The sequence below is a fragment of the Vogesella perlucida genome, from assembly GCF_979366545.1.
Genome location: NZ_CEETRO010000004.1, coordinates 220,028 through 239,639 on the forward strand (window position 1 = coordinate 220,028; position 19,612 = coordinate 239,639).

At 60.3% G+C, this 19,612-nt stretch carries 21 protein-coding genes; 8 read left to right on the plus strand and 13 right to left on the minus strand.

All coding sequences use genetic code 11. The features are described from left to right. The first annotated feature begins 13 nt into the window (after nt 1-13). The 4 genes from leuE to ACZ9XP_RS07720 all read left to right on the plus strand — a co-directional run bounded on the left by leuE (nt 14) and on the right by ACZ9XP_RS07720 (nt 5,023). Entirely contained in the window at nt 14-664 is a 651-nt protein-coding gene (leuE, locus tag ACZ9XP_RS07705; RefSeq protein ID WP_147682582.1) for a leucine efflux protein LeuE, read from the plus strand. A 32-nt stretch (nt 665-696) separates the two neighbouring features. After that, nucleotides 697-3,906 (plus strand): carbamoyl-phosphate synthase large subunit, encoded by a 3,210-nt coding sequence (gene carB / locus ACZ9XP_RS07710; RefSeq protein ID WP_147682583.1) that lies wholly within the window; start codon nt 697-699, stop codon nt 3,904-3,906. Between the two features lie 146 nt (nt 3,907-4,052). Then, the gene (greA, locus tag ACZ9XP_RS07715; protein WP_147682584.1) at nt 4,053-4,529 is read left to right on the plus strand and encodes a transcription elongation factor GreA; all 477 of its coding nucleotides are present in this window, start codon (nt 4,053-4,055) and stop codon (nt 4,527-4,529) included. Between the two features lie 62 nt (nt 4,530-4,591). After that, nucleotides 4,592-5,023: a DUF4149 domain-containing protein gene (locus ACZ9XP_RS07720; RefSeq protein WP_147682585.1), complete on the plus strand. Its 432-nt coding sequence runs from the start codon at nt 4,592-4,594 to the stop codon at nt 5,021-5,023. Nucleotides 5,024-5,083: 60 nt separating this feature from the next. Here the strand turns inward: ACZ9XP_RS07720 and yhbY are convergent, their stop codons facing one another. After that, on the minus strand, nt 5,084-5,410 hold the full coding sequence (yhbY, locus tag ACZ9XP_RS07725; protein ID WP_017508225.1) for a ribosome assembly RNA-binding protein YhbY: 327 nt from the start codon (nt 5,408-5,410) through the stop codon (nt 5,084-5,086). Nucleotides 5,411-5,601: 191 nt separating this feature from the next. On the opposite strand from yhbY, the gene ACZ9XP_RS07730 reads away from it, so the two are divergent. The 4 genes from ACZ9XP_RS07730 (at nt 5,602) to glmM (ending at nt 10,503) form a co-directional block, all read left to right on the plus strand. Next, nucleotides 5,602-6,219, plus strand: a complete 618-nt coding sequence (locus ACZ9XP_RS07730) for an RlmE family RNA methyltransferase (protein ID WP_147682586.1) — start codon at nt 5,602-5,604, stop codon at nt 6,217-6,219. A 70-nt stretch (nt 6,220-6,289) separates the two neighbouring features. Beyond that, nucleotides 6,290-8,194 carry an ATP-dependent zinc metalloprotease FtsH gene (gene ftsH, locus ACZ9XP_RS07735; RefSeq protein ID WP_017508223.1) on the plus strand — a complete coding sequence of 635 codons (1,905 nt, stop codon included), beginning with the start codon at nt 6,290-6,292 and terminating at the stop codon, nt 8,192-8,194. Nucleotides 8,195-8,256: 62 nt separating this feature from the next. Beyond that, the gene (gene folP, locus ACZ9XP_RS07740) at nt 8,257-9,096 is read left to right on the plus strand and encodes a dihydropteroate synthase (protein WP_147682587.1); all 840 of its coding nucleotides are present in this window, start codon (nt 8,257-8,259) and stop codon (nt 9,094-9,096) included. Between the two features lie 75 nt (nt 9,097-9,171). Next, entirely contained in the window at nt 9,172-10,503 is a 1,332-nt protein-coding gene (gene glmM / locus ACZ9XP_RS07745) for a phosphoglucosamine mutase (RefSeq protein ID WP_147682588.1), read from the plus strand. A gap of 139 nt (nt 10,504-10,642) precedes the next feature. On the opposite strand, the gene ACZ9XP_RS07750 is transcribed toward glmM, so the two are convergent. The 12 genes from ACZ9XP_RS07750 to iscR all read right to left on the minus strand — a co-directional run bounded on the left by ACZ9XP_RS07750 (nt 10,643) and on the right by iscR (nt 19,476). Continuing rightward, complete coding sequence (locus ACZ9XP_RS07750) at nt 10,643-12,067, minus strand: alanine/glycine:cation symporter family protein (RefSeq protein ID WP_465188233.1); 1,425 nt, start codon at nt 12,065-12,067, stop codon at nt 10,643-10,645. 302 nt (nt 12,068-12,369) lie between these two features. Beyond that, entirely contained in the window at nt 12,370-12,591 is a 222-nt protein-coding gene (locus ACZ9XP_RS07755; RefSeq protein ID WP_465188234.1) for a DUF2798 domain-containing protein, read from the minus strand. Between the two features lie 50 nt (nt 12,592-12,641). After that, nucleotides 12,642-12,917 carry a hypothetical protein gene (locus ACZ9XP_RS07760; RefSeq protein ID WP_465188235.1) on the minus strand — a complete coding sequence of 92 codons (276 nt, stop codon included), beginning with the start codon at nt 12,915-12,917 and terminating at the stop codon, nt 12,642-12,644. Nucleotides 12,918-12,973: 56 nt separating this feature from the next. Beyond that, nucleotides 12,974-13,597, minus strand: a complete 624-nt coding sequence (gene udk / locus ACZ9XP_RS07765; protein ID WP_147682592.1) for a uridine kinase — start codon at nt 13,595-13,597, stop codon at nt 12,974-12,976. A 212-nt stretch (nt 13,598-13,809) separates the two neighbouring features. Beyond that, on the minus strand, nt 13,810-14,004 hold the full coding sequence (gene iscX / locus ACZ9XP_RS07770) for a Fe-S cluster assembly protein IscX (RefSeq protein WP_017508216.1): 195 nt from the start codon (nt 14,002-14,004) through the stop codon (nt 13,810-13,812). A gap of 11 nt (nt 14,005-14,015) precedes the next feature. Continuing rightward, entirely contained in the window at nt 14,016-14,357 is a 342-nt protein-coding gene (fdx, locus tag ACZ9XP_RS07775) for an ISC system 2Fe-2S type ferredoxin (RefSeq protein ID WP_017508215.1), read from the minus strand. Nucleotides 14,358-14,410: 53 nt separating this feature from the next. Beyond that, entirely contained in the window at nt 14,411-16,270 is a 1,860-nt protein-coding gene (gene hscA, locus ACZ9XP_RS07780) for a Fe-S protein assembly chaperone HscA (RefSeq protein WP_147682594.1), read from the minus strand. A 50-nt stretch (nt 16,271-16,320) separates the two neighbouring features. Then, nucleotides 16,321-16,854 carry a Fe-S protein assembly co-chaperone HscB gene (gene hscB, locus ACZ9XP_RS07785; RefSeq protein ID WP_147682596.1) on the minus strand — a complete coding sequence of 178 codons (534 nt, stop codon included), beginning with the start codon at nt 16,852-16,854 and terminating at the stop codon, nt 16,321-16,323. 88 nt (nt 16,855-16,942) lie between these two features. Next, a complete protein-coding gene (iscA, locus tag ACZ9XP_RS07790) occupies nt 16,943-17,266 on the minus strand; it encodes an iron-sulfur cluster assembly protein IscA (RefSeq protein ID WP_017508212.1) in 324 nt (107 codons plus the stop codon). Between the two features lie 46 nt (nt 17,267-17,312). Next, nucleotides 17,313-17,696, minus strand: a complete 384-nt coding sequence (iscU, locus tag ACZ9XP_RS07795; RefSeq protein WP_017508211.1) for a Fe-S cluster assembly scaffold IscU — start codon at nt 17,694-17,696, stop codon at nt 17,313-17,315. Between the two features lie 52 nt (nt 17,697-17,748). Further along, nucleotides 17,749-18,966 carry an IscS subfamily cysteine desulfurase gene (locus ACZ9XP_RS07800; RefSeq protein WP_147682598.1) on the minus strand — a complete coding sequence of 406 codons (1,218 nt, stop codon included), beginning with the start codon at nt 18,964-18,966 and terminating at the stop codon, nt 17,749-17,751. Between the two features lie 21 nt (nt 18,967-18,987). After that, nucleotides 18,988-19,476, minus strand: a complete 489-nt coding sequence (gene iscR, locus ACZ9XP_RS07805) for a Fe-S cluster assembly transcriptional regulator IscR (RefSeq protein WP_147682600.1) — start codon at nt 19,474-19,476, stop codon at nt 18,988-18,990. Nucleotides 19,477-19,612 lie beyond the last annotated feature (136 nt).

The following is a 19,612-nucleotide window of genomic DNA, read 5'->3' on the forward strand; positions in this document are numbered from 1 at the left end:
TCAGGAGCCCATCATGTTTGGTATAACCGACCTCACGACCTACATCCTCGGCACCATTTTCATCATTTTGCTGCCGGGCCCCAACTCGATGTATGTCTTGTCCGTGGCTGCCCAGCGCGGCGTGCGGGCCGGTTTTGCCGGCGCCGGTGGCGTGTTCACCGGCGACCTGATCCTGATGACACTGGCCGCCACCGGCGCGGCCGGCTTGCTGCAGACCAACCCGGCGCTGTTTGCCATCGTGAAATACCTGGGTGGCGGTTACCTGGCCTGGATCGGCCTGAACATGCTGAAAGGTGCCTGGCAGGGCTGGCGTAACGCCCGCCATGGCACTGCACCGCAAGGGGCTGCACAGCAGGTAGACGCCAGCAGCCCTTTCCGCAAGGCCATGCTGATCAGCCTGATGAACCCGAAAGCGATTCTGTTTTTCGTGTCGTTCTTCGTGCAGTTTGTCGACCCGGCCTACGCCTACCCGGCGCTGACCTTTGCCGTGCTGGGCGCCATCGTGCAGTGTTTCAGCCTGCTGTACCTGACCGTTGTGATTCTGGCGGGCAACCACCTGGCCGCCGCCTTCCGCCGCCGCCGCCGCTTGTCGGCAGCCATGGGTGGCTCGGTAGGGGCGATGTTCATTGGCTTTGGTGCCAAGTTGGCCGCAGCCAGTCTGTGAATTGAATAATTGAATTGAATTGAGCGATAACCATGCCTAAACGTACTGATATCAAGAGCATTCTCATTATTGGCGCTGGCCCGATCGTCATCGGCCAGGCCTGCGAGTTTGACTACTCCGGCGCCCAGGCGTGCAAGGCGCTGCGTGAAGAAGGTTACAAAGTCATTCTGGTGAACTCCAACCCGGCCACCATCATGACCGACCCGGACATGGCTGACGTAACCTATATCGAGCCGATTACCTGGCAAGTGGTCGAAAAGATCATCGATAAAGAACGCCCGGACGCCATCCTGCCGACCATGGGCGGCCAGACCGCACTGAACTGTGCACTGGACCTGGCACGTAATGGCGTGCTGGAAAAATACAAAGTCGAGCTGATCGGTGCCACCGAAGACGCCATCGACAAAGCAGAAGACCGTGGCCGCTTCAAGGAAGCCATGGCCAAGATCGGCCTGTCCTGCCCGCTGTCTTTCGTGTGCCACACCATGGAAGAGTCGCTGGAAGCCCAGGCCAAGGTAGGCTACCCAACGCTGATTCGCCCGTCCTTCACCATGGGCGGCTCCGGCGGCGGTATTGCGTACAACAAGGAAGAGTTCCTGGCCATCTGCGAGCGCGGCTTCGAAGCCTCCCCCACCCACGAGCTGCTGATCGAGCAGTCGGTACTGGGCTGGAAAGAGTACGAAATGGAGGTGGTGCGTGACCGCAACGACAACTGCATCATCATCTGCTCCATCGAAAACTTCGACCCGATGGGCGTGCATACCGGCGACTCCATCACCGTGGCGCCAGCGCAGACGCTGACCGACAAGGAATACCAGATCATGCGTAACGCCAGCCTGGCGGTACTGCGTGAAATCGGTGTGGATACCGGCGGTTCCAACGTGCAGTTTGCCGTGAACCCGGACACCGGCGACATGATCGTGATCGAGATGAACCCGCGTGTATCGCGTTCGTCCGCACTGGCATCCAAAGCCACCGGCTTCCCGATTGCCAAGATCGCCGCCAAGCTGGCCGTGGGCTTTACCCTGGACGAGCTGAAGAACGACATCACCGGCGGCGCGACCCCGGCTTCGTTCGAACCGTCCATCGACTACGTAGTCACTAAGATCCCGCGTTTCGCCTTCGAGAAATTCCCGCAGGCTGACGACCGTCTGACCACCCAGATGAAATCGGTAGGCGAAGTGATGGCCATGGGCCGCACGCTGCAGGAATCCATGCAGAAAGCCCTGCGCGGCCTGGAAACCGGCCTGTCCGGCTTCGACCCGCGTACCACCGACGAAGCCGCGATCCGCCACGAGCTGGGTTCCCCTGGTCCGGACCGCATCCTGTCGGTAGCCGACGCCTTCCGTATCGGCCTGAGCCGCGACGAAATCTTTGCCATCAGCAAGATCGACCCATGGTTCCTGGCGCAGATCGAAGACCTGATGGGCGAAGAAAAAGCCCTGGCTGGCCGCAAGGTTGACAGCCTGAGCTACGACGAGCTGCGCCGCCTGAAGCGTAAAGGCTTCTCTGACCGCCGTCTGGGCGAGCTGCTGGGCACCGACCAGGCCGCCGTGCGTGCCCACCGCTGGGCACTGAAGCTGCACCCGGTGTACAAGCGCGTGGATACCTGCGCGGCCGAGTTCGCTACCAACACCGCTTACATGTACTCCACCTACGAGGAAGAGTGCGAATCCCAGCCGACCGACCGCAAGAAGGTGATGGTACTGGGTGGCGGCCCGAACCGTATTGGCCAGGGTATCGAGTTTGACTACTGCTGCGTACACGCCGCGCTGAGCCTGCGCGAGTCCGGTTTCGAGACCATCATGGTCAACTGCAACCCGGAAACCGTGTCCACCGACTACGACACCTCCGACCGCCTGTACTTCGAGCCGCTGACGCTGGAAGACGTGCTGGAAATCTGCCGCATCGAAAAACCGTTCGGTGTGATCGTGCAGTACGGCGGCCAGACCCCGCTGAAACTGGCGCGCGCGCTGGAAGCCAACGGCGTGCCTATCATCGGCACCAGCCCGGACATGATCGACGCTGCCGAAGACCGCGAGCGCTTCCAGCACCTGCTGCAAGACCTGGGTCTGAAACAGCCGCCAAACCGTACCGCGCGCAACCCGGTAGACGCCATGCGTCTGGCTGAAGAAATCGGCTACCCGCTGGTGGTGCGCCCGTCCTATGTACTGGGCGGCCGCGCGATGGAAATCGTGCACGAGCCGGCAGACCTGGAACGCTATATGCGCGAAGCGGTGAAAGTGTCCAACGACAGCCCGGTGCTGCTGGACCGCTTCCTGAACGACGCCATCGAAGTGGACGTGGACTGCATCTCCGACGGTACCGACGTGGTGATCGGCGGCATCATGCAGCACATCGAACAAGCCGGTGTGCACTCCGGTGACTCCGCCTGCTCGCTGCCACCGTACAGCCTGTCGGCCGAGCTGCAGGACGAAATCCGCCGCCAGACCATCGCCATGGCGCGTGCGCTGAACGTGGTAGGCCTGATGAACGTGCAGTTCGCCATCCAGGGCAGCACCATCTATGTACTGGAAGTGAACCCACGTGCCTCGCGTACCGTGCCGTTTGTGTCCAAGGTTAGCGGTGCTTCGCTGGCGATGATCGCTGCCCGTGCCATGGCCGGTATCAGCCTGAAGGAGCAGGGCTTCACCCACGAAGTGGTACCGCCGTACTACGCCGTGAAAGAAGCTGTGTTCCCGTTCATCAAGTTCCCTGGTGTGGATACCATCCTGGGGCCGGAGATGAAGTCCACCGGTGAAGTGATGGGCGTTGGCCGCACCTTTGCCGAAGCCTACGTGAAAGCCCAGCTGGCGGCCGGCGACAAGCTGCCGCGTACCGGCAAGGTATTCATGTCGCTGCGCGAAGGCGACAAAGAGGGTGGCGTGGAAGTAGCCCGCGAGCTGCAGCAGCTGGGTTTTGGCGTGTGTGCTACCCGTGGCACCGCCAAGGCACTGCAAGCTGCCGGCATCATCGTGCAGATCGTGCACAAGGTGAACGAAGGCCGACCGCACATCGTGGACCTGATCAAGAACGGCGAAATCGACGTGGTGATCAACACCGTGGACGAAAAACGCCAGGCTATCCAGGACAGTCACACCATCCGCCGCAGCGCGCTGCAGATGCGTGTACCGCAATACACCACCCTGGCCGGTGCCAAGGCGGTGTGTGCCGGCCTGTCGCACGTGGATGCGTTTGACGTGTACAGCGTGCAGCAGCTGCACGCCGACCTGAAGGGCTGATGGGCTTCACGTGCGGCCAACCTTTGAACCGCACGTGAAATCCCGTTACAATCCCGTCTGACACAATCGTCCCGCAAAGCCGCCGTCTTGTACGGCGGCTTGCGCTTTTATCATGGGGCCGCCAGAGGCCCCCGGAGAATAGACACATGATCAAAGTCCCGTTGACCGTACGTGGAGCGGAAATGCTCAAGGCCGAACTGCAGCGCCTCAAGAGTGTGGAGCGTCCGTCGGTGATCGAGGCCATTGCCGAGGCTCGCGCCCAGGGTGACCTGTCGGAAAACGCCGAGTACGAAGCTGCCAAAGAGCGTCAGGCTTTCGTGGAAGGCCGCATTGCCGAGCTGGAAGCCAAGATTTCCAATGCGCAGGTCATCGACCCCAACGAGCTGAACGCGGATGGTCGTGTGGTGTTTGCTGCCACCGTCAAGCTGCTGGATATGGAGAGCGATGACGAAGTGACCTACCAGATCGTGGGCGACGACGAAGCCGACATCAAGGAAGGCAAAGTGTCGATCAACTCGCCTATCGCCCGTGCCATGATCGGCAAGGAAGCCGGTGACGTGGCCGAGGTGGTGGCACCAGGCGGCATTCGCGAATACGAAATCCTGGACGTACTGTATATCTAAGCCTGAGGCAGGCTGCAGCATGGGCTGCGGCCAACCTTGAGCAGCAATGATCAGGGGGAAGCATGAACGGTTTACGCGCCATCGCCCGTACTTTCTGGATTGGCGGCTTGTGGGTTATCGGCATTATTGTGACGCCGGTGCTGTTTTCGGCACTGGATAACGTGACAGCAGGCATGGTGGCAGGCAGGCTGTTTGCCTCCATCGCCTGGGTAGGGCTGGTGTGCAGTGTGTTCCTGATGGCGGATTACGTGATGCGCCAAGGCGCGCGCGGCTTGAAGCAGGCACCGTTCTGGCTGCTGCTGGGCATGCTGGCCTGCATCGTGATCAACCATTTTGCTGTTACCCCTATCATTGCTGCCTTGAAAATGCAGATGAATCACGCAGCAGAGGGCTTGTTTGGGGGCGGCTTTGCCACCTGGCATGCCATTTCCAGCCTGATCTATCTGGTACAAAGCCTGATGGGCCTGGTGTACCTGCTGCGCAGCGATAACTGACAGGCAAAGAAAAAGCGGTGGCAAGCCACCGCTTTTATCATGTATTGCCAGCTGCGGCGCTTACGGGCGGGCTTTCAGCGCTTTCTTGCTTTTTGGCAGGTCGATCAGTGCCTTGTCGGATGGGCGGTACAGCACCAGCAGTTTGCCGATGTGTTGCACCTGGGCGGCGCCCAGTTCGTCACAGATCTGGTCGTACATGGCGACACGCGCGCTGCGGTCATCGCCCAGAACGCGAACCTTGATCAGTTCGTGAGCGTCAAGGCTGATGGCTATTTCACGTACCACGGATTCGGTCAGGCCGTTGTTGCCAATCATTACCACCGGGTTCAGTGAATGGGCCAGGCCCTTCAGGTAAGTACGCTCGACGGCTGTCAGTTCGATTTTCATGTGTTGCTTCAAGTTTCAGATTAAAAAAAGATTTTACTAAAATTCAGGCGCTGTTCACAGTAGTTTCGTCAGCGCCCGCCATCCGTGGCTGCCGCTGTGTGGAGTGCACTATCTGCAAGCCATACTGGCATGTACGGCAATTGTATTTATAGTTCCCAGTAGAACCCAACCCCATTCATCAGGAAAGAAGCATGGCACGCAGCAGGACAAGTAACGCCTGGTTAAAAGAGCACGTCAACGACCACTATGTGCATATGGCGCAGAAGGATGGCTACCGTGCCCGCGCTGCCTACAAGCTGCTGGAGATCAATGAAAAAGATAAATTGATCGTGCCGGGAACCGTGCTGGCCGATCTGGGGTCTGCTCCGGGTAGCTGGTCGCAGGTGGCAGCACGCATCGTGGGTGACAAAGGCAAAGTCTTTGCCATGGATATCCTGCCCATGGATGCCATTGCCGATGTGTCTTTCATTCAGGGTGACTTTCGCGAGCAGGAAGTGCTGGACGAATTTGTTGCCTTGCTGGGCGGGCGTCAGCTGGACCTTGTAATTTCCGACATGGCCCCCAATATCTCCGGCATGAGCGCTATCGATCAGGCCCGCAGCTTTCACCTGACCGAGCTGGCGCTGGAATTTGCCCGTGATCACCTGAAACCCGGTGGCCATTTTCTGGTCAAGGTATTTCAGGGTAGCGAGTTCCAGGCTTATCTGCAGTCCATGCGCGAGCTGTTTACCGAAGTGGTAACGCGCAAACCCAAGGCCTCCCGTGATCGCTCCAGTGAAATTTACCTGCTTGGCAAGGGCCGTCGCTGACAGCCTGCCACGCGGGGGTTACAATCAAATAAACCATTCTCCAAGTCAGGGCACATAGGAGCACGCTCTTGTGAACAATATCGGCAAAAACATCGCTATCTGGGTCATCATCGGGCTTGTCCTGATGACGGTATTCAAACAGTTTCAACCCCGGGAAACGCAAAACCAGCTTGAATACTCGCAATTCATCAGCGACGTTGAAACCGGCAAGGTGCAGTCCCTGACCATCGAAGGCAACCCGCTGCGTGGCCAGTGGATACGCGGCAAGCGTACCGACGGCTCGTCCTTCAGCTCGTTTGCCCCGCTGGATACCAAGCTGGTAGACGTGCTGATCCAGAACAACGTGCGCTTCTCCGCCAAGCCGGAAGAAGAGCCGTCCATGCTGATGAACATTTTCATCAGCTGGTTCCCGATGCTGCTGTTGATCGGCGTGTGGTTCTTCTTCATGCGCCAGATGCAGGGCGGTGGCAAAGGCGGTGCGTTCTCGTTTGGCAAGAGCAAGGCGCGCATGCTGGACCAGGACACCAACACCGTGACCTTTGCCGACGTAGCTGGCTGCGACGAAGCGAAGGAAGAGGTGAAGGAGATCGTGGATTACCTGCGTGACCCGACCAAATACCAGAGCCTGGGCGGCCGCATCCCGCGCGGCATCCTGCTGGCAGGTAGCCCGGGTACCGGTAAAACCTTGCTGGCCAAGGCCATTGCCGGCGAAGCCAAGGTGCCGTTCTTCAGCATTTCCGGTTCCGACTTTGTAGAAATGTTTGTCGGCGTGGGCGCGTCCCGCGTGCGCGACATGTTCGAGCAAGCCAAGAAAAACGCGCCGTGCATCATCTTTATCGACGAGATCGACGCTGTAGGTCGCCAGCGTGGCGCTGGCCTGGGTGGTGGTAACGACGAGCGCGAACAGACACTGAACCAGCTGCTGGTGGAAATGGATGGCTTTGAAACCAACCAGACCGTGATCGTGATCGCTGCCACTAACCGTCCGGACGTACTGGACCCTGCACTGCAGCGCCCGGGTCGTTTCGACCGCCAGGTGGTGGTGCCGTTGCCGGATATCCGTGGCCGCGAACAGATCCTGAATGTGCACATGCGTAAGGTGCCGATTGCCGCTGACGTGGATGCACCGGTGATTGCCCGCGGTACGCCTGGTTTCTCCGGTGCCGACTTGGCTAACCTGGTGAACGAAGCTGCGCTGTTTGCCGCTCGCCGCAGCAAGCGCCTGGTGGACATGCTGGATTTCGAATCCGCCAAAGACAAGATCATGATGGGTGCCGAGCGCCGCAGCATGGTGATGTCCGAGGAAGAGAAGCGTAATACCGCCTATCACGAATCCGGCCATGCCGTGGTGGCCAAGCTGCTGCCCAAGTCCGATCCGGTACACAAGGTCACCATCATCCCGCGTGGCCGTGCCCTGGGTGTGACCATGCAGCTGCCAGAGCAAGACCGTTTTGCTTACGACCGTGGTTATCTGCTGGATCGTCTGGCCATTCTGTTCGGCGGCCGTATTGCCGAAGAGCTGTTCATGAACCAGATGACCACTGGCGCCAGCAACGACTTCGAGCGTGCTACGCAAATGGCACGCGACATGGTGACCCGCTACGGTATGTCCGACAAGCTGGGCCCGATGGTCTACGGTGAAAACGAAGGCGAAGTGTTCCTGGGCCGCTCGGTTACTACGCACAAGAACCTGTCCGAAGCCACCATGATGCAGGTGGATCAGGAAATCCGCCGGATCATCGACGAGCAATACGCGCTGGCGCGCCGCCTGCTCGACGAAAACCGCGACAAAGTGGAAGCCATGACCGCTGCCCTGCTGGAGTGGGAAACCATCGACGCCGAGCAGATCAACGACATCATGGACGGCAAGCCACCGCGTGCGCCCAAACCGGGTGGCGGCTTTGCCAAGCCGGAAAACAAACCGCCGGCACCGCCAGCACCAGAGGCCAGCGCCACACCGGCGCAAGAGCTGTAAGCCTCTTGTCAATTGCCCGAGCCGCAGCTTAAGCTGCGGCTCTTTTGTTTCTGGATGGCACCATGTCCCGCTTTGTTTGTGGCCGCTTCAACCTGGATCTGTCCCGCCCCCTGGTTATGGGCATCCTGAATGTCACGCCGGACTCGTTCTCGGATGGTGGCCGTTACGATACGGTGGCGCAGGCTGTTGCGCACGCCCAGGCCCTGATAGCCGATGGCGCGGATATTCTGGACATCGGTGGCGAGTCCACCCGCCCGGGTGCACCGTATGTCAGCCCCGAAGAAGAGCTGCAGCGGGTGATGCCGGTGCTGCGCGAATTGGTGGGGCTGAATGTGCCGCTGTCACTCGATACCCGCCGTACCAGCGTGATGCAGGCTGCGCTGGCCGAAGATCTGGTCGATCTGATCAACGATGTATCGGCACTGGAAGACGACGGCGCGCTACCTTTGTTGGCCGCGGCCAACGTAGGCATCTGTCTGATGCACAAGCAGGGCAACCCCGACACCATGCAGCAGCAGCCCAGCTACCATAGCGTGGTAGACGAGGTGGGCGGCTATCTGGCGCGTCGTGTGCAGCTGTGCCTGGATGCCCGTATCGATCAGGCCCGCCTGCTGGCCGACCCGGGCTTTGGCTTTGGCAAGACACTAGAACACAATCTGGCGCTGCTGCGTGCCCTGCCGCAGCTGGAACAGCAAGCCGGCGTCCCCCTGCTGGTAGGCCTGTCACGCAAGAGCATGCTGGGTGCCATTACCGGCGAAAGCCAGGCAGACCAGCGCTTGGGCGCCAGCATCGCCGCAGCCGTGGTCAGCGCGCAGCAAGGCGCCAGGGTAATACGCGTGCACGATGTGAAAGCAACAGTGCAAGCGCTGCAGGTACTCCGTGCCCTGCACGAAGTGCGCTAATATGGCGATGAATGCATGTTATATCTGCCTCAGTGCAGGTAAAATATTATAAAAATGTCATGTAAAGGAAGGCAGATGGGCCGCAAGTATTTTGGTACCGATGGCGTACGTGGTGAGGTGGGCAAGGCACCGATTACCCCCGATTTCGTATTGCGCCTGGGCTATGCCGCCGGCAAGGTGCTGGTAGACCATGCTCACGAAGAACACCCTACCGTGATCATCGGTAAAGACACGCGTATTTCCGGCTATATGCTGGAGGCCGCCCTGCAGGCAGGCTTTACTGCCGCCGGTGTGAATGTGCTGCTGACCGGCCCGCTGCCCACGCCGGGCATTGCCTACCTGACCCGTGCGTTGCGTTTGTCTGCCGGCGTGATGATTTCCGCCTCGCACAACCCCTATCAGGATAACGGCATCAAGTTCTTTGCCAAAGGCGGCAAAAAACTGGACGACGCGCTGGAGCTGCAGATCGAGGCCATGCTGGACTCCCCGATGGAAACCAGCCCTTCGCGCGAGCTGGGCCGTGCCAAGCGCATCGAAGGCGCGGACATGCGCTATATCGAATTCTGCAAGAGCACCTTCCCCAACGAGCTGGACCTGAAAGGGCTGAAGCTGGTGGTGGATTGTGCCCACGGTGCCACCTACCACATTGCCCCCAAAGTTTTCCACGAGCTGGGCGCCGAAGTCATTGCCATTGGCGACAAGCCCAGTGGCTACAATATCAATGACGGCGTGGGGGCTACCCACCCCGAGGCCATCGCCCAGGCTGTGCAAGCGCATGGTGCCGACTACGGTATCTCGCTGGATGGCGATGGCGACCGCCTGATGATGGCCGACCGCCACGGCAATGTGTACGACGGTGACCAGCTGATCTATGTCATTGCCAAAGCACGCGCAGCGCGCGGCCAGCTTGGTGGTGGTGTAGTAGGTACGGTGATGACCAATATGGCTATGGAGCTGGCACTGCAACGCCAGGGCGTGCCGTTTGGCCGCGCCAAGGTAGGCGATCGCTACGTGCTGGAGATGCTGGGTCAAAATGGTTGGCAGGTTGGTGGCGAAGCTTCCGGCCATGTACTGTGCCTGGACAAGCACTCTACTGGCGACGGCATTATTTCCGCGCTGCAGGTGTTGGCCGCAGTACACGAGCTGAAAGCCGGGCTGGCCGAGGTCTGCGCCGACTGGACACCGTTCCCGCAGAAGATGATCAATGTGCGCCTGCACGGCCAGGACTGGAAAGCCGCTAGCGCGCAGCTACTGCAAGAAGCCGAGCAGGCACTGGCAGGGCATGGCCGCGTCGTGCTGCGCCCCTCTGGTACCGAGCCGGTGGTGCGCGTGATGGTAGAGGCTGATGATCTGGCGCTAGCGAATGACTGGGCCAGCCGCATTGCAGCGGTGATCGAAGCAGCTTAGTGGTGCAGCACTTTGTACGAAAAACCGGCCAAGGCCGGTTTTTTTACACCTGCGGCCAACCCATATGCACAGACGGGGCGCAGAAAAGCAAAAAGCCCTGCCGGCGTAGGCGGGCAGGGCGATAGGGGCTAAGCAGATATTACTTCCACACGTCCTTGTGGATCTTGGCCTGGATTTCCGGGTATTTCTTCACGTCGAATACCGGCTTGTCTTTGCCCGCTTTCAGCTGTTGCTGGTAGTCCTTCAGCAGCACGAAGACGTACTTGGACAGCATCACAATGGCAAACAGGTTAATCAGCGCCATCACGCCCATGGCCAGGTCGGCCATGTCCCATACCAGCGGCGAGCTGCCAATGGCACCGAAGCCCACCATGAACAGTACCAACAGGCGGAAGCCCAGCATCACGCCCTTGTTGTTCTTGATGAATTCCACGTTACCTTCGGCGTAAGCATAGTTACCGATGATGGAGCTGAAGCAGAACAGGAACAACGCAACAGCCAGGAAGTGGCCACCCCAGCTGCCCAGTGTCGCGCTGAGCGCGGCCTGGGTCAGTTGTACGCCTTTCAGCTCGGCACCCGGTACATACGCACCCGACAGCAATACGATAAAGGCAGTGCAAGAGCAGACGATGATGGTGTCGATAAACACGCCAAACATCTGGATGATGCCCTGGCTAGCCGGGTGGGCGGTGGTCGCCGCGGCCGCTGCGTTAGGGGCAGAACCCATGCCGGCTTCGTTGGAGAACAGGCCGCGCTTGATACCCATCATCATGGCCTGGCTCACGGCATAGCCGGCAAAGCCACCCGCCGCTTGTTCCAGACCAAAGGCGCTCTTCACGATCAGCATGAAGATGCCTGGTACGGCGGATAGGTTGGTGAAGATCACAAACAGGGTCATGCCCAGGTAGATCGCAGCCATCACCGGCACCATCCACTCGGCAACCTGTGCCACTTTGCGGATACCACCGAAAATGATCGGTGCGGTAATCAGCACCAGGCCGATGGCCACCAGGTTTTTGTCCCAGCCCCACGCGCCTTCGGTTGCAGCCACGATGGAGTTGGCTTGTACCGCATTGAACACCAGGCCAAAGGCAATAATCAGCGAGATGGAGAAAGCAATACCCAGCCAGCGCTGGCCCAGACCTTTCTGGATGTAGTAAGCCGGGCCGCCGCGGAAGGTACCGTCGTGGTGGTTTACCTTGAACAGCTGAGCCAGGGTGGATTCGGCAAACGCACTGGCCATACCCAGCAGCGCGGTCATCCACATCCAGAACACGGCACCTGGGCCGCCCAAGGCAATGGCGGTGGCCACACCGGCGACGTTGCCGGTACCCACACGGCTAGCCAGGCCGGTAGCAAAAGCCTGGAAGGAGGAAATATCGCTGCCTTCGCTGTTGTGGCCGCGGCCACCCAGCATTTCCTGCCAGCCGCGCGGCAGCAGGCGAATCTGCATAAAGCCCATACGCACGGTAAAGAACAGGCCTACGCCAATCAGGATATAGATAAGTAGCTGACCCCAAACCAGGTCATTGCCTGCATTAATCAGGCTGTGCAGCATTTCCATTCGGACTCCTCAAGAATGAAGGTGTTGTTAAGTGCCGGTTTTCCGGTCTTTGTTATTTTCGGTAAGGAACTTTCCCCGTTTCGGGGGCGCCATCATAGCGCAGTTGTACATTGTATGCGCTCATAAGTGAAAAAAATGACAGTAAAAGCAATGATTTATGGCAAATTGCTAGTGGATTTGAAACTAAATATTCAATTGTGAATGTGTGACTATTTCCCACGCGGCCGCGCGGGTGCCTCACGCAGGGGGGATACCGCGGCTGCCGGATAGGTGTGTGGTGCCGTGTTGCAGGCGGAAGCGGCTTATTTGTCCAGCAGGCGGCTCACCAGCGCGCGTACGCGCGGGGCGCCAATCAGCATCAGCGGGAAGGCGCAGCACCATGCCAGCAGCCAGGCGTGCAGCCAGCGCGCAGGAAAGCCAGCGTCCAGGCCGGTATTGATGCCAGTGAGAATGCCGGACATGAAGAACGCCATATAGCCGGACATGAACAGGGCAAAAAGCAGGGTGTGTTTACGGGTAGGCATGACAGGGTTGGTGCAAAAAACGGCATGGTAAAGCGCAGCGCGCCGGCTGGCTACCCTTGGCAGTGCAGGGTTATTGGCTGGCGCACGGGAAACGGCAGGCGTAAAAAAACCGGGCCGCAGCCCGGTTTGCCGGCAGTGCCTTTCTGTGTGTGGTGGCACTGTGTATCTAGGGTATGGTCGTGCTGGCTGTCGTACCAGTCGTCCAGCTCGGCCAGCAGGTGTTGTTTGCCGGCAAAGCGGGCGCTGCTCTGGCTGCGCTGGTGGGCGCCGCCTTTTTTCAGCAAAGGGCTGTGCGCAAACGGATTGCGCGGTTTCAGGGTGCTCATGCGTGCTCCTGTGGGTGATCAGCCAGGTTGGCCGCATGCGGCCAACCTGGCGGGGGTTAGCCGGCCTGGTGAATCAGGCTGGCGACTTTGGTGGTAATGATATCCACCGCCGGGTCGTTGGCGCCATGCGGCAGGATCACGTCGGCAAAGCGTTTGGTCGGCTCGATGAACTGGTTGTGCATCGGGCGCACGGTGCTCAGGTACTGTTCTATCACGTTGTCGGTGGTGCGGCCACGTTCGGCAATATCACGCTTCAGGCGGCGGATAAAGCGTACATCCGGGTCGGTATCCACAAAAATCTTCAGCGACATCATGTCGCGCAGTGCAGCGTCGTACAGCGGGAACAAGCCTTCGATCACGATCACCGGGGCGGGCTGCACAGTGACGGTGGTGTCGGCACGGGTATGGTTGGAAAAGTCATACACCGGCATCTCGATGGCGCGGCCGTTGCGCAGGTCGTCAATGTGCTCGATCAGCAGCGGCCAGTCAAAGGCATGCGGGTGGTCGTAGTTGGTACTCAGGCGCTGTTCAAACGTGAGGTGGCTTTGGTCGCGGTAGTAGTAGTCCTGCACGATGACCGCGGCCATCTCGGTGCCGATGGTTTCCAGCACCTTGCGGGTCACCGTGGTTTTGCCGCTGCCGCTGCCGCCAGCGACGCCGATAATGAACGGTGTCGACATAATAACCTTGCCTGAATGTGAAAAAAAACGCGCCATTCTAATGACTTGGCGCGCTGGCCACCACTATTTTTGTCAGTCTTGGCACAACATGCCAAAGGCAAGCGCGGTGGCGCGGATAGGCCTGAGCTGTTTATAGCGCTTGTGCAGGCATTTTCCTGGCCAGAATGACAAACGCCCTGCCTGAAGCAGGGCGCGGTGCGTGGCAGCAGGGCTTATTCTGCCTCGTCGATCCAGGCCTGCTGGATCGCTTCCAGTACCTTCTCGCCGCCACGGCTATGGTCGTCGTCAAAGCCTGGCAGGTTTACCACCCAGTTGTGCAGGTCGGTAAAGCGCACGGTTTTCGGGTCGGTGTCCGGCTGGCTATCGTACAGCTCGATGGCAATCTGGTTGATGTCGGTCCATTTCATGGCCAGGCTCCTTAGTGGTGCTCGCGGGCGTGGTTGATGGTGTAGCGTGGAATCTCTACCACCAGGTCTTCATCGGTCACGATGGCCTGGCACGACAGGCGCGACTGGGCCTCCAGACCCCAGGCCTTGTCCAGCATGTCGTCTTCCAGCTCGTCGGACGGTGGCAGCGAGTTGAAGCCTTCGCGTACCACAATGTGACAGGTGGTGCAGGCGCAGGACATTTCGCAGGCGTGTTCGATTTCGATGTCGCTCGCCAGCAGGGCATCGCACACGGTGGTGCCGGTGGCAACGTCGTCGATAACGGCGCCATCGGGGCACAGGTCTGCGTGAGGCAGCACGATGATACGCGGCATGGTGTGTTCCTTTAGGTGTTTGCTGCCGCTACGGCACGTTGGCCGCAGCGGGTTTACAGGTTGCCGATGTGTTTGCCCTTCAGGGCTTGCTGGATGTTGCGGTCCATACGGCGTGCGGCGAATTCTTCGGTAGCCTGGCTCAGGCGTTGCGTCGCGGCGTTCACCTCACGCGTGGTTTGCGTGGCAATGGCGCTGTGCAGGCCGGCGATGGCATCGTCCAGCTGGCTGCGCTCGTCGGCTGTCAGCAGGTCGCCATCGGCAGCCAGGGCCGCGGTGGTGGCGGCGATCAGGCCTTCGGCGTCCACAATCGCTTCGCGCAGCTTGCGCGCGGCGATGTCGTCCTGCACGTGGGCGAGCGAGTCGGTCAGCATGCGGCTGATGTCGTCGTCGGACAGGCCGTAGCTAGGCTTTACCTCGATACTGGCTTCCACGCCCGATGTCTGCTCGCGGGCGGTGACCGAGAGCAGGCCGTCGGCGTCTACCTGGTAGGTGACGCGGATGCGGGCGGCCCCCGCCACCATCGGCGGTATGCCTCGCAGCACAAACTTGGCCAGGCTGCGGCAGTCGCTTACCAGCTCGCGTTCGCCTTGCAGGATGTGTACCGACATGGCGGTCTGGCCGTCTTTGAAGGTGGTGAATTCCTGCGCGCGCGCTACCGGAATGGTGCTGTTGCGCGGGATGATTTTTTCGGTCAGACCGCCCATGGTTTCAATGCCCAGCGACAGCGGAATCACGTCCAGCAGCAGCCATTCGTCTTCGCCCTTGTTGCCGGCCAGCACATTGGCTTGGATGGCCGCGCCCAGCGCCACCACTTTATCCGGGTCCAGGTTGGTCAGCGGGGTCTGGCCAAAGTACTGGCCGACGGCTTTCTGGACGTGCGGCATGCGTGTGGCGCCGCCTACCATCACCACGCCTTTGACGTCTGCGGCGCCGATTTTGGCGTCGCGCAGCGCTTTGCGTACCGGCAGCAGGGTCTTGTCGATCAGCGTTTTGCTGATGTCGTGGAAGATGGCCTGGGTCAGCAGCAGGTCCACGGTCAGGCCGTCGGACAGCAGGGCGGTAATGCGGGTGTCGGCGTGCTCGGTCAGCGCTTCTTTCGCTTCGCGGGCACGGGTCAGCAGCAGGCGGGTATCGTGCGCGTTCAGGCCGTGCAGGTCGGCTTGCTCCAGAATCCAGCAATAGATGCGGTGGTCGAAGTCGTCGCCACCCAGCGACGAATCACCGCTGGTAGACAGCACCTCGAACACGCCACGGCTCAGCGCCAGCACCGATACGTCGAAGGTACCGCCGCCCAGGTCGTACACCACGTAGGTGCCTTCAGCGCCGTTGTCCAGGCCGTAGGCGATGGCTGCAGCAGTGGGTTCGTTCAGCAGGCGCAGCACGTTCAGCCCGGCCAGGCGGGCGGCATCCTTGGTGGCCTGGCGCTGGGCGTCGTCAAAGTAGGCGGGTACGGTAATCACGGCACCCACCAGCTCGCCTCCCAGGCTGTCTTCGGCGCGGCTGCGCAGGGTGCGCAGGATGTCGGCCGATACCTCTACCGGGCTCTTGGCGCCGGCGCGGGTCAGCAGCTGCACCATGCCGGGGGCGTCCACAAAACGGTAGGGGCTGCGGCCAACGTCCTGGATATCGGCCAGGCCGCGACCCATGAAGCGTTTTACCGACACGATGGTGTTGTTGGGGTCGCGGCTTTGCTCGGCTTGCGCGGCGTAGCCGACAACAACTTCGCCTTGCTCGGTGTAGCGCACGACCGATGGCAGCAGGCTGCGGCCGTGCTCGTCGGGCAGTACCGTGGCGGAGCCGCTCTTGACGGTGGCGACCAGCGAGTTGGTGGTACCCAGGTCGATGCCTACCGCCAGGCGGTGTTGGTGCGGGGCGGCGGACAAGCCGGGTTCGGCAATTTGCAATAGGGCCATGGCTGCTTGCTTACTCTATGCAGTGGCCAGCGTGGGCTGGCGCGGTATGTTTAGTACAGCAACGCTTCGATGGCGTCGCCGATTTCCTGATCCAGTTTTTCCAGAAAGCGCAGCTTGCGTACTGCCAATGCGGCCGCAGCGTGGTCTGCCTGCTCGTCCAACGCGCTGCCCAGCTCTGCTTCCAGTCCTTTTACGTCGCCGCGCAGCTGCTGCGACAGTGCTTCCAGCTGGTCAACGTTGGCCGCGGCACGGGCGTCGGCAATGGCTTCGCGCCATTCCATCTGCGCCATCAGAAAAGCGGCCGGCATGCTGGTATTGGTTTCTTCGGCGGTGTCGACGCCAGCCAGCTGCAACAGGTAGCGGGCACGGGCGACCGGCGATTTCAGCGTCTGGTAGGCTTCGTTCACACGGGTGGCGCGCATCAGGGCCACGCGCTTTTCGGCGTCCTGGCCGCTGACATAGCGGTCGGGGTGCACTTCGGCTGCGGCGGTGCGCCAGGCGCTATCCAGCTGGGCCGTGTCGATGGCGAAACGGCGCGGCAGGTTGAACAGCGCAAAGTGATCCTGCGTGAAGTCGGTACTCATGAACGCTTTCTGCAAAAACCGGGTAAGGATGAAACGACAACACCGGCCAGCCCGCGCTCGCGCAGGCAGGGCCGGTGGCAGCAGGGGCTTAGACGTTGAAGCTTTCGCCGCAGCCGCACTCGTCTTTCACGTTCGGGTTGTTGAACTTGAAGCCTTCGTTCAAGCCTTCCTTGGTGTAGTCCAGCTCGGTGCCTTCCAGGTAGGCCAAGCTCTTGGCGTCGGTAAACACGGTGACGCCGTGGCTCTGGAAGGTGATGTCGTCATCAGTGGCGACATCGACAAACTCCAGCTTGTAGGCCATGCCGGAACAGCCGGAAGTTTTTACCCCCAGGCGGATGCCCAGGCCCTTGCCGCGTTTGGCGATGAAGTTGCTGACGTGCTTTGCTGCGCTTTCGGAGAGCGTGATTGCCATGATTGCGTCTGCCTTGTGCTGCTGGCGGGCGTGGGCCCGCCGTCTGTTATTTACCGTGCTTCTGCTTGTAGTCGGCTACTGCGGCCTTGATGGCGTCTTCGGCCAGGATGGAGCAGTGGATTTTCACCGGGGGCAGGGCCAGTTCTTCGGCGATATCGGTGTTCTTGATGGCCAGGGCCTCGTCCAGCGACTTGCCTTTTACCCATTCGGTAATCAGCGAGCTGGAGGCAATGGCGGAGCCACAGCCGTAGGTTTTGAATTTGGCGTCTTCGATCACGCCGTCTTCGCCTACCTTGATCTGCAGTTTCATTACGTCGCCACAGGCCGGTGCGCCCACCATGCCGGTGCCTACCGAGTCGTCACCCTTTTCGAAAGCGCCCACGTTGCGGGGGTTTTCGTAGTGGTCCATTACCTTGTCGCTGTATGCCATGATGCTGTCTCCTGCGTGCGGCCAAGGTTGGCCGCATCGTCAAAATGGGGTCTTAGTGGGCTGCCCACTCGATGGTGTTGAGGTCGATGCCGTCCTTGAACATTTCCCACAGCGGGGACATCTCGCGCAGCTTGCCGATTTTGCCTTGCAGCAGGTTCACGGCGTAGTCGATGTCGGCTTCGGTGGTGAAACGGCCAATGGAGAAACGGATGGAGCTGTGTGCCAGCTCGTCGTTACGGCCCAGCGCGCGCAGTACGTAGGATGGCTCCAGCGACGCAGAAGTACAGGCCGAGCCGGACGATACGGCCAGATCGCGAATCGCCATGATCAGGCTTTCGCCCTCTACAAAGTTGAAGCTCACGTTCAGGTTGTGCGGTACGCGTTGGTCCATATCGCCATTGAGGTAGGTTTCCTCGATGGTTTGCAGGCCAGCCCACAGACGGTCGCGCAGGGCGCCCACGCGGGCGTTTTCGCTGTCCATTTCTTCACGGGCAATGCGGAACGCTTCGCCCATGCCCACGATCTGGTGGGTCGCCAGGGTGCCGGAGCGGAAACCGCGCTCGTGGCCGCCACCGTGAATCTGGGCTTCCAGACGTACGCGCGGCTTGCGGCGGATGTACAGCGCGCCAATGCCTTTCGGGCCGTAGGTCTTGTGGGCCGAGAAGCTCATCAGGTCCACTTTCAGCGCAGCCAGGTCGATGGCGATCTTGCCGGTAGCCTGGGCGGCATCCACATGGAACAGCACGCCACGGGCGCGGCACAGCTCGCCCAGCTGGGCGATAGGCTGGATCACGCCGATTTCGTTGTTCACGGCCATGATGGACGCCAGGATGGTGTCCGGGCGGATGGCAGCTTCAAATGCGGCCAGGTCGATCAGGCCGTTTTCCTGTACGTCCAGGTAGGTCACTTCAAAACCCTGGCGCTCCAGCTCACGCATGGTGTCCAGTACGGCTTTGTGTTCGGTACGCTGGGTAATCAGGTGTTTGCCCTTGGTCTTGTAGAACTGGGCGGCGCCTTTGATGGCCAGGTTGTTGGACTCGGTAGCGCCCGAGGTCCACACGATTTCTTTCGGGTCGCAGTTCACCAGCTGGGCCACATTGGCCCGGGCGTTTTCTACGGCTTCTTCGGCAGTCCAGCCGTAGCTGTGGCTGCGGCTGGCCGGGTTGCCGAACAGCTCGGTCAGGTAAGGGATCATCGCTTCGGCCACGCGCGGGTCGATCGGCGTTGTGGCGGAATAGTCGAGGTAGATCGGTTGCTTCAGCTCGCTCATATCGGGTTCTCCAGGTGTCGCTTACACAGGGTTGCCAGCGACAGCCTCGCTACAGGTACTGTTGCGACGCAGGGTTCTTTGATCTTGTACTACGGTGGTTTCTTTGGCGCGCTGCTTTACGACCAGGCTGGCCAGGCTGATCTTGGACAGGTAGTCGAAGATGGTCACGTTCAGGTCAGTCCACAGGTCGTGGGTCATGCAGCGGTGGTTGTCGTGGCAGTTTTCACGGCCGGCGCACTGGGTGGCGTCGACGGGTTCATCCACGGCAACAATAATATCGGCAACAGAAATCTCTTCGATGGTGCGGGCCAGGGTGTAGCCACCGCCGGGGCCGCGTACACTGTCTACCAGCTGTGCGCGGCGCAGTTTACCGAAAAGCTGCTCCAGGTAAGACAGGGAGATACCCTGGCGTTCGCTGATACCGGCCAGCGTAACGGGGCCATTGGCTTCGCGCAGGGCGAGGTCCAGCATGGCAGTGACGGCAAAGCGGCCTTTGGTGGTTAAGCGCATGTGTTTGGGCTCCCTGAGTGGTTGACCGGATTATAACTCAATCCCGAGTAATTTGGTCAAGTATTGCCAGCAGGAAGTTCCGGGTAAAAGCAAATAAAGCGGTGGGGTGCAGACAGTGGGCCATGCCCACTTGAGA

Excerpts from the sequence above, each read along its gene's own strand:
- hscB (WP_147682596.1), bottom strand. The coding sequence starts at position 16,854 with ATGAGTACCGACTTCACGCAGGATCACTTTGCGCTGTTCAACCTGCCG.
- glmM (WP_147682588.1), top strand. The coding sequence starts at position 9,172 with ATGGGCCGCAAGTATTTTGGTACCGATGGCGTACGTGGTGAGGTGGGC.
- ACZ9XP_RS07750 (WP_465188233.1), bottom strand. The coding sequence starts at position 12,067 with ATGGAAATGCTGCACAGCCTGATTAATGCAGGCAATGACCTGGTTTGG.
- ACZ9XP_RS07755 (WP_465188234.1), bottom strand. The coding sequence starts at position 12,591 with ATGCCTACCCGTAAACACACCCTGCTTTTTGCCCTGTTCATGTCCGGC.
- fdx (WP_017508215.1), bottom strand. The coding sequence starts at position 14,357 with ATGCCGCGTATCATCGTGCTGCCTCACGCAGACCTGTGCCCCGATGGC.
- ACZ9XP_RS07760 (WP_465188235.1), bottom strand. The coding sequence starts at position 12,917 with ATGAGCACCCTGAAACCGCGCAATCCGTTTGCGCACAGCCCTTTGCTG.
- ACZ9XP_RS07730 (WP_147682586.1), top strand. The coding sequence starts at position 5,602 with ATGGCACGCAGCAGGACAAGTAACGCCTGGTTAAAAGAGCACGTCAAC.
- ACZ9XP_RS07720 (WP_147682585.1), top strand. The coding sequence starts at position 4,592 with ATGAACGGTTTACGCGCCATCGCCCGTACTTTCTGGATTGGCGGCTTG.
- leuE (WP_147682582.1), top strand. The coding sequence starts at position 14 with ATGTTTGGTATAACCGACCTCACGACCTACATCCTCGGCACCATTTTC.
- udk (WP_147682592.1), bottom strand. The coding sequence starts at position 13,597 with ATGTCGACACCGTTCATTATCGGCGTCGCTGGCGGCAGCGGCAGCGGC.
- iscR (WP_147682600.1), bottom strand. The coding sequence starts at position 19,476 with ATGCGCTTAACCACCAAAGGCCGCTTTGCCGTCACTGCCATGCTGGAC.
- hscA (WP_147682594.1), bottom strand. The coding sequence starts at position 16,270 with ATGGCCCTATTGCAAATTGCCGAACCCGGCTTGTCCGCCGCCCCGCAC.
- folP (WP_147682587.1), top strand. The coding sequence starts at position 8,257 with ATGTCCCGCTTTGTTTGTGGCCGCTTCAACCTGGATCTGTCCCGCCCC.
- iscA (WP_017508212.1), bottom strand. The coding sequence starts at position 17,266 with ATGGCAATCACGCTCTCCGAAAGCGCAGCAAAGCACGTCAGCAACTTC.
- carB (WP_147682583.1), top strand. The coding sequence starts at position 697 with ATGCCTAAACGTACTGATATCAAGAGCATTCTCATTATTGGCGCTGGC.
- iscX (WP_017508216.1), bottom strand. The coding sequence starts at position 14,004 with ATGAAATGGACCGACATCAACCAGATTGCCATCGAGCTGTACGATAGC.
- iscU (WP_017508211.1), bottom strand. The coding sequence starts at position 17,696 with ATGGCATACAGCGACAAGGTAATGGACCACTACGAAAACCCCCGCAAC.
- yhbY (WP_017508225.1), bottom strand. The coding sequence starts at position 5,410 with ATGAAAATCGAACTGACAGCCGTCGAGCGTACTTACCTGAAGGGCCTG.
- ACZ9XP_RS07800 (WP_147682598.1), bottom strand. The coding sequence starts at position 18,966 with ATGAGCGAGCTGAAGCAACCGATCTACCTCGACTATTCCGCCACAACG.
- greA (WP_147682584.1), top strand. The coding sequence starts at position 4,053 with ATGATCAAAGTCCCGTTGACCGTACGTGGAGCGGAAATGCTCAAGGCC.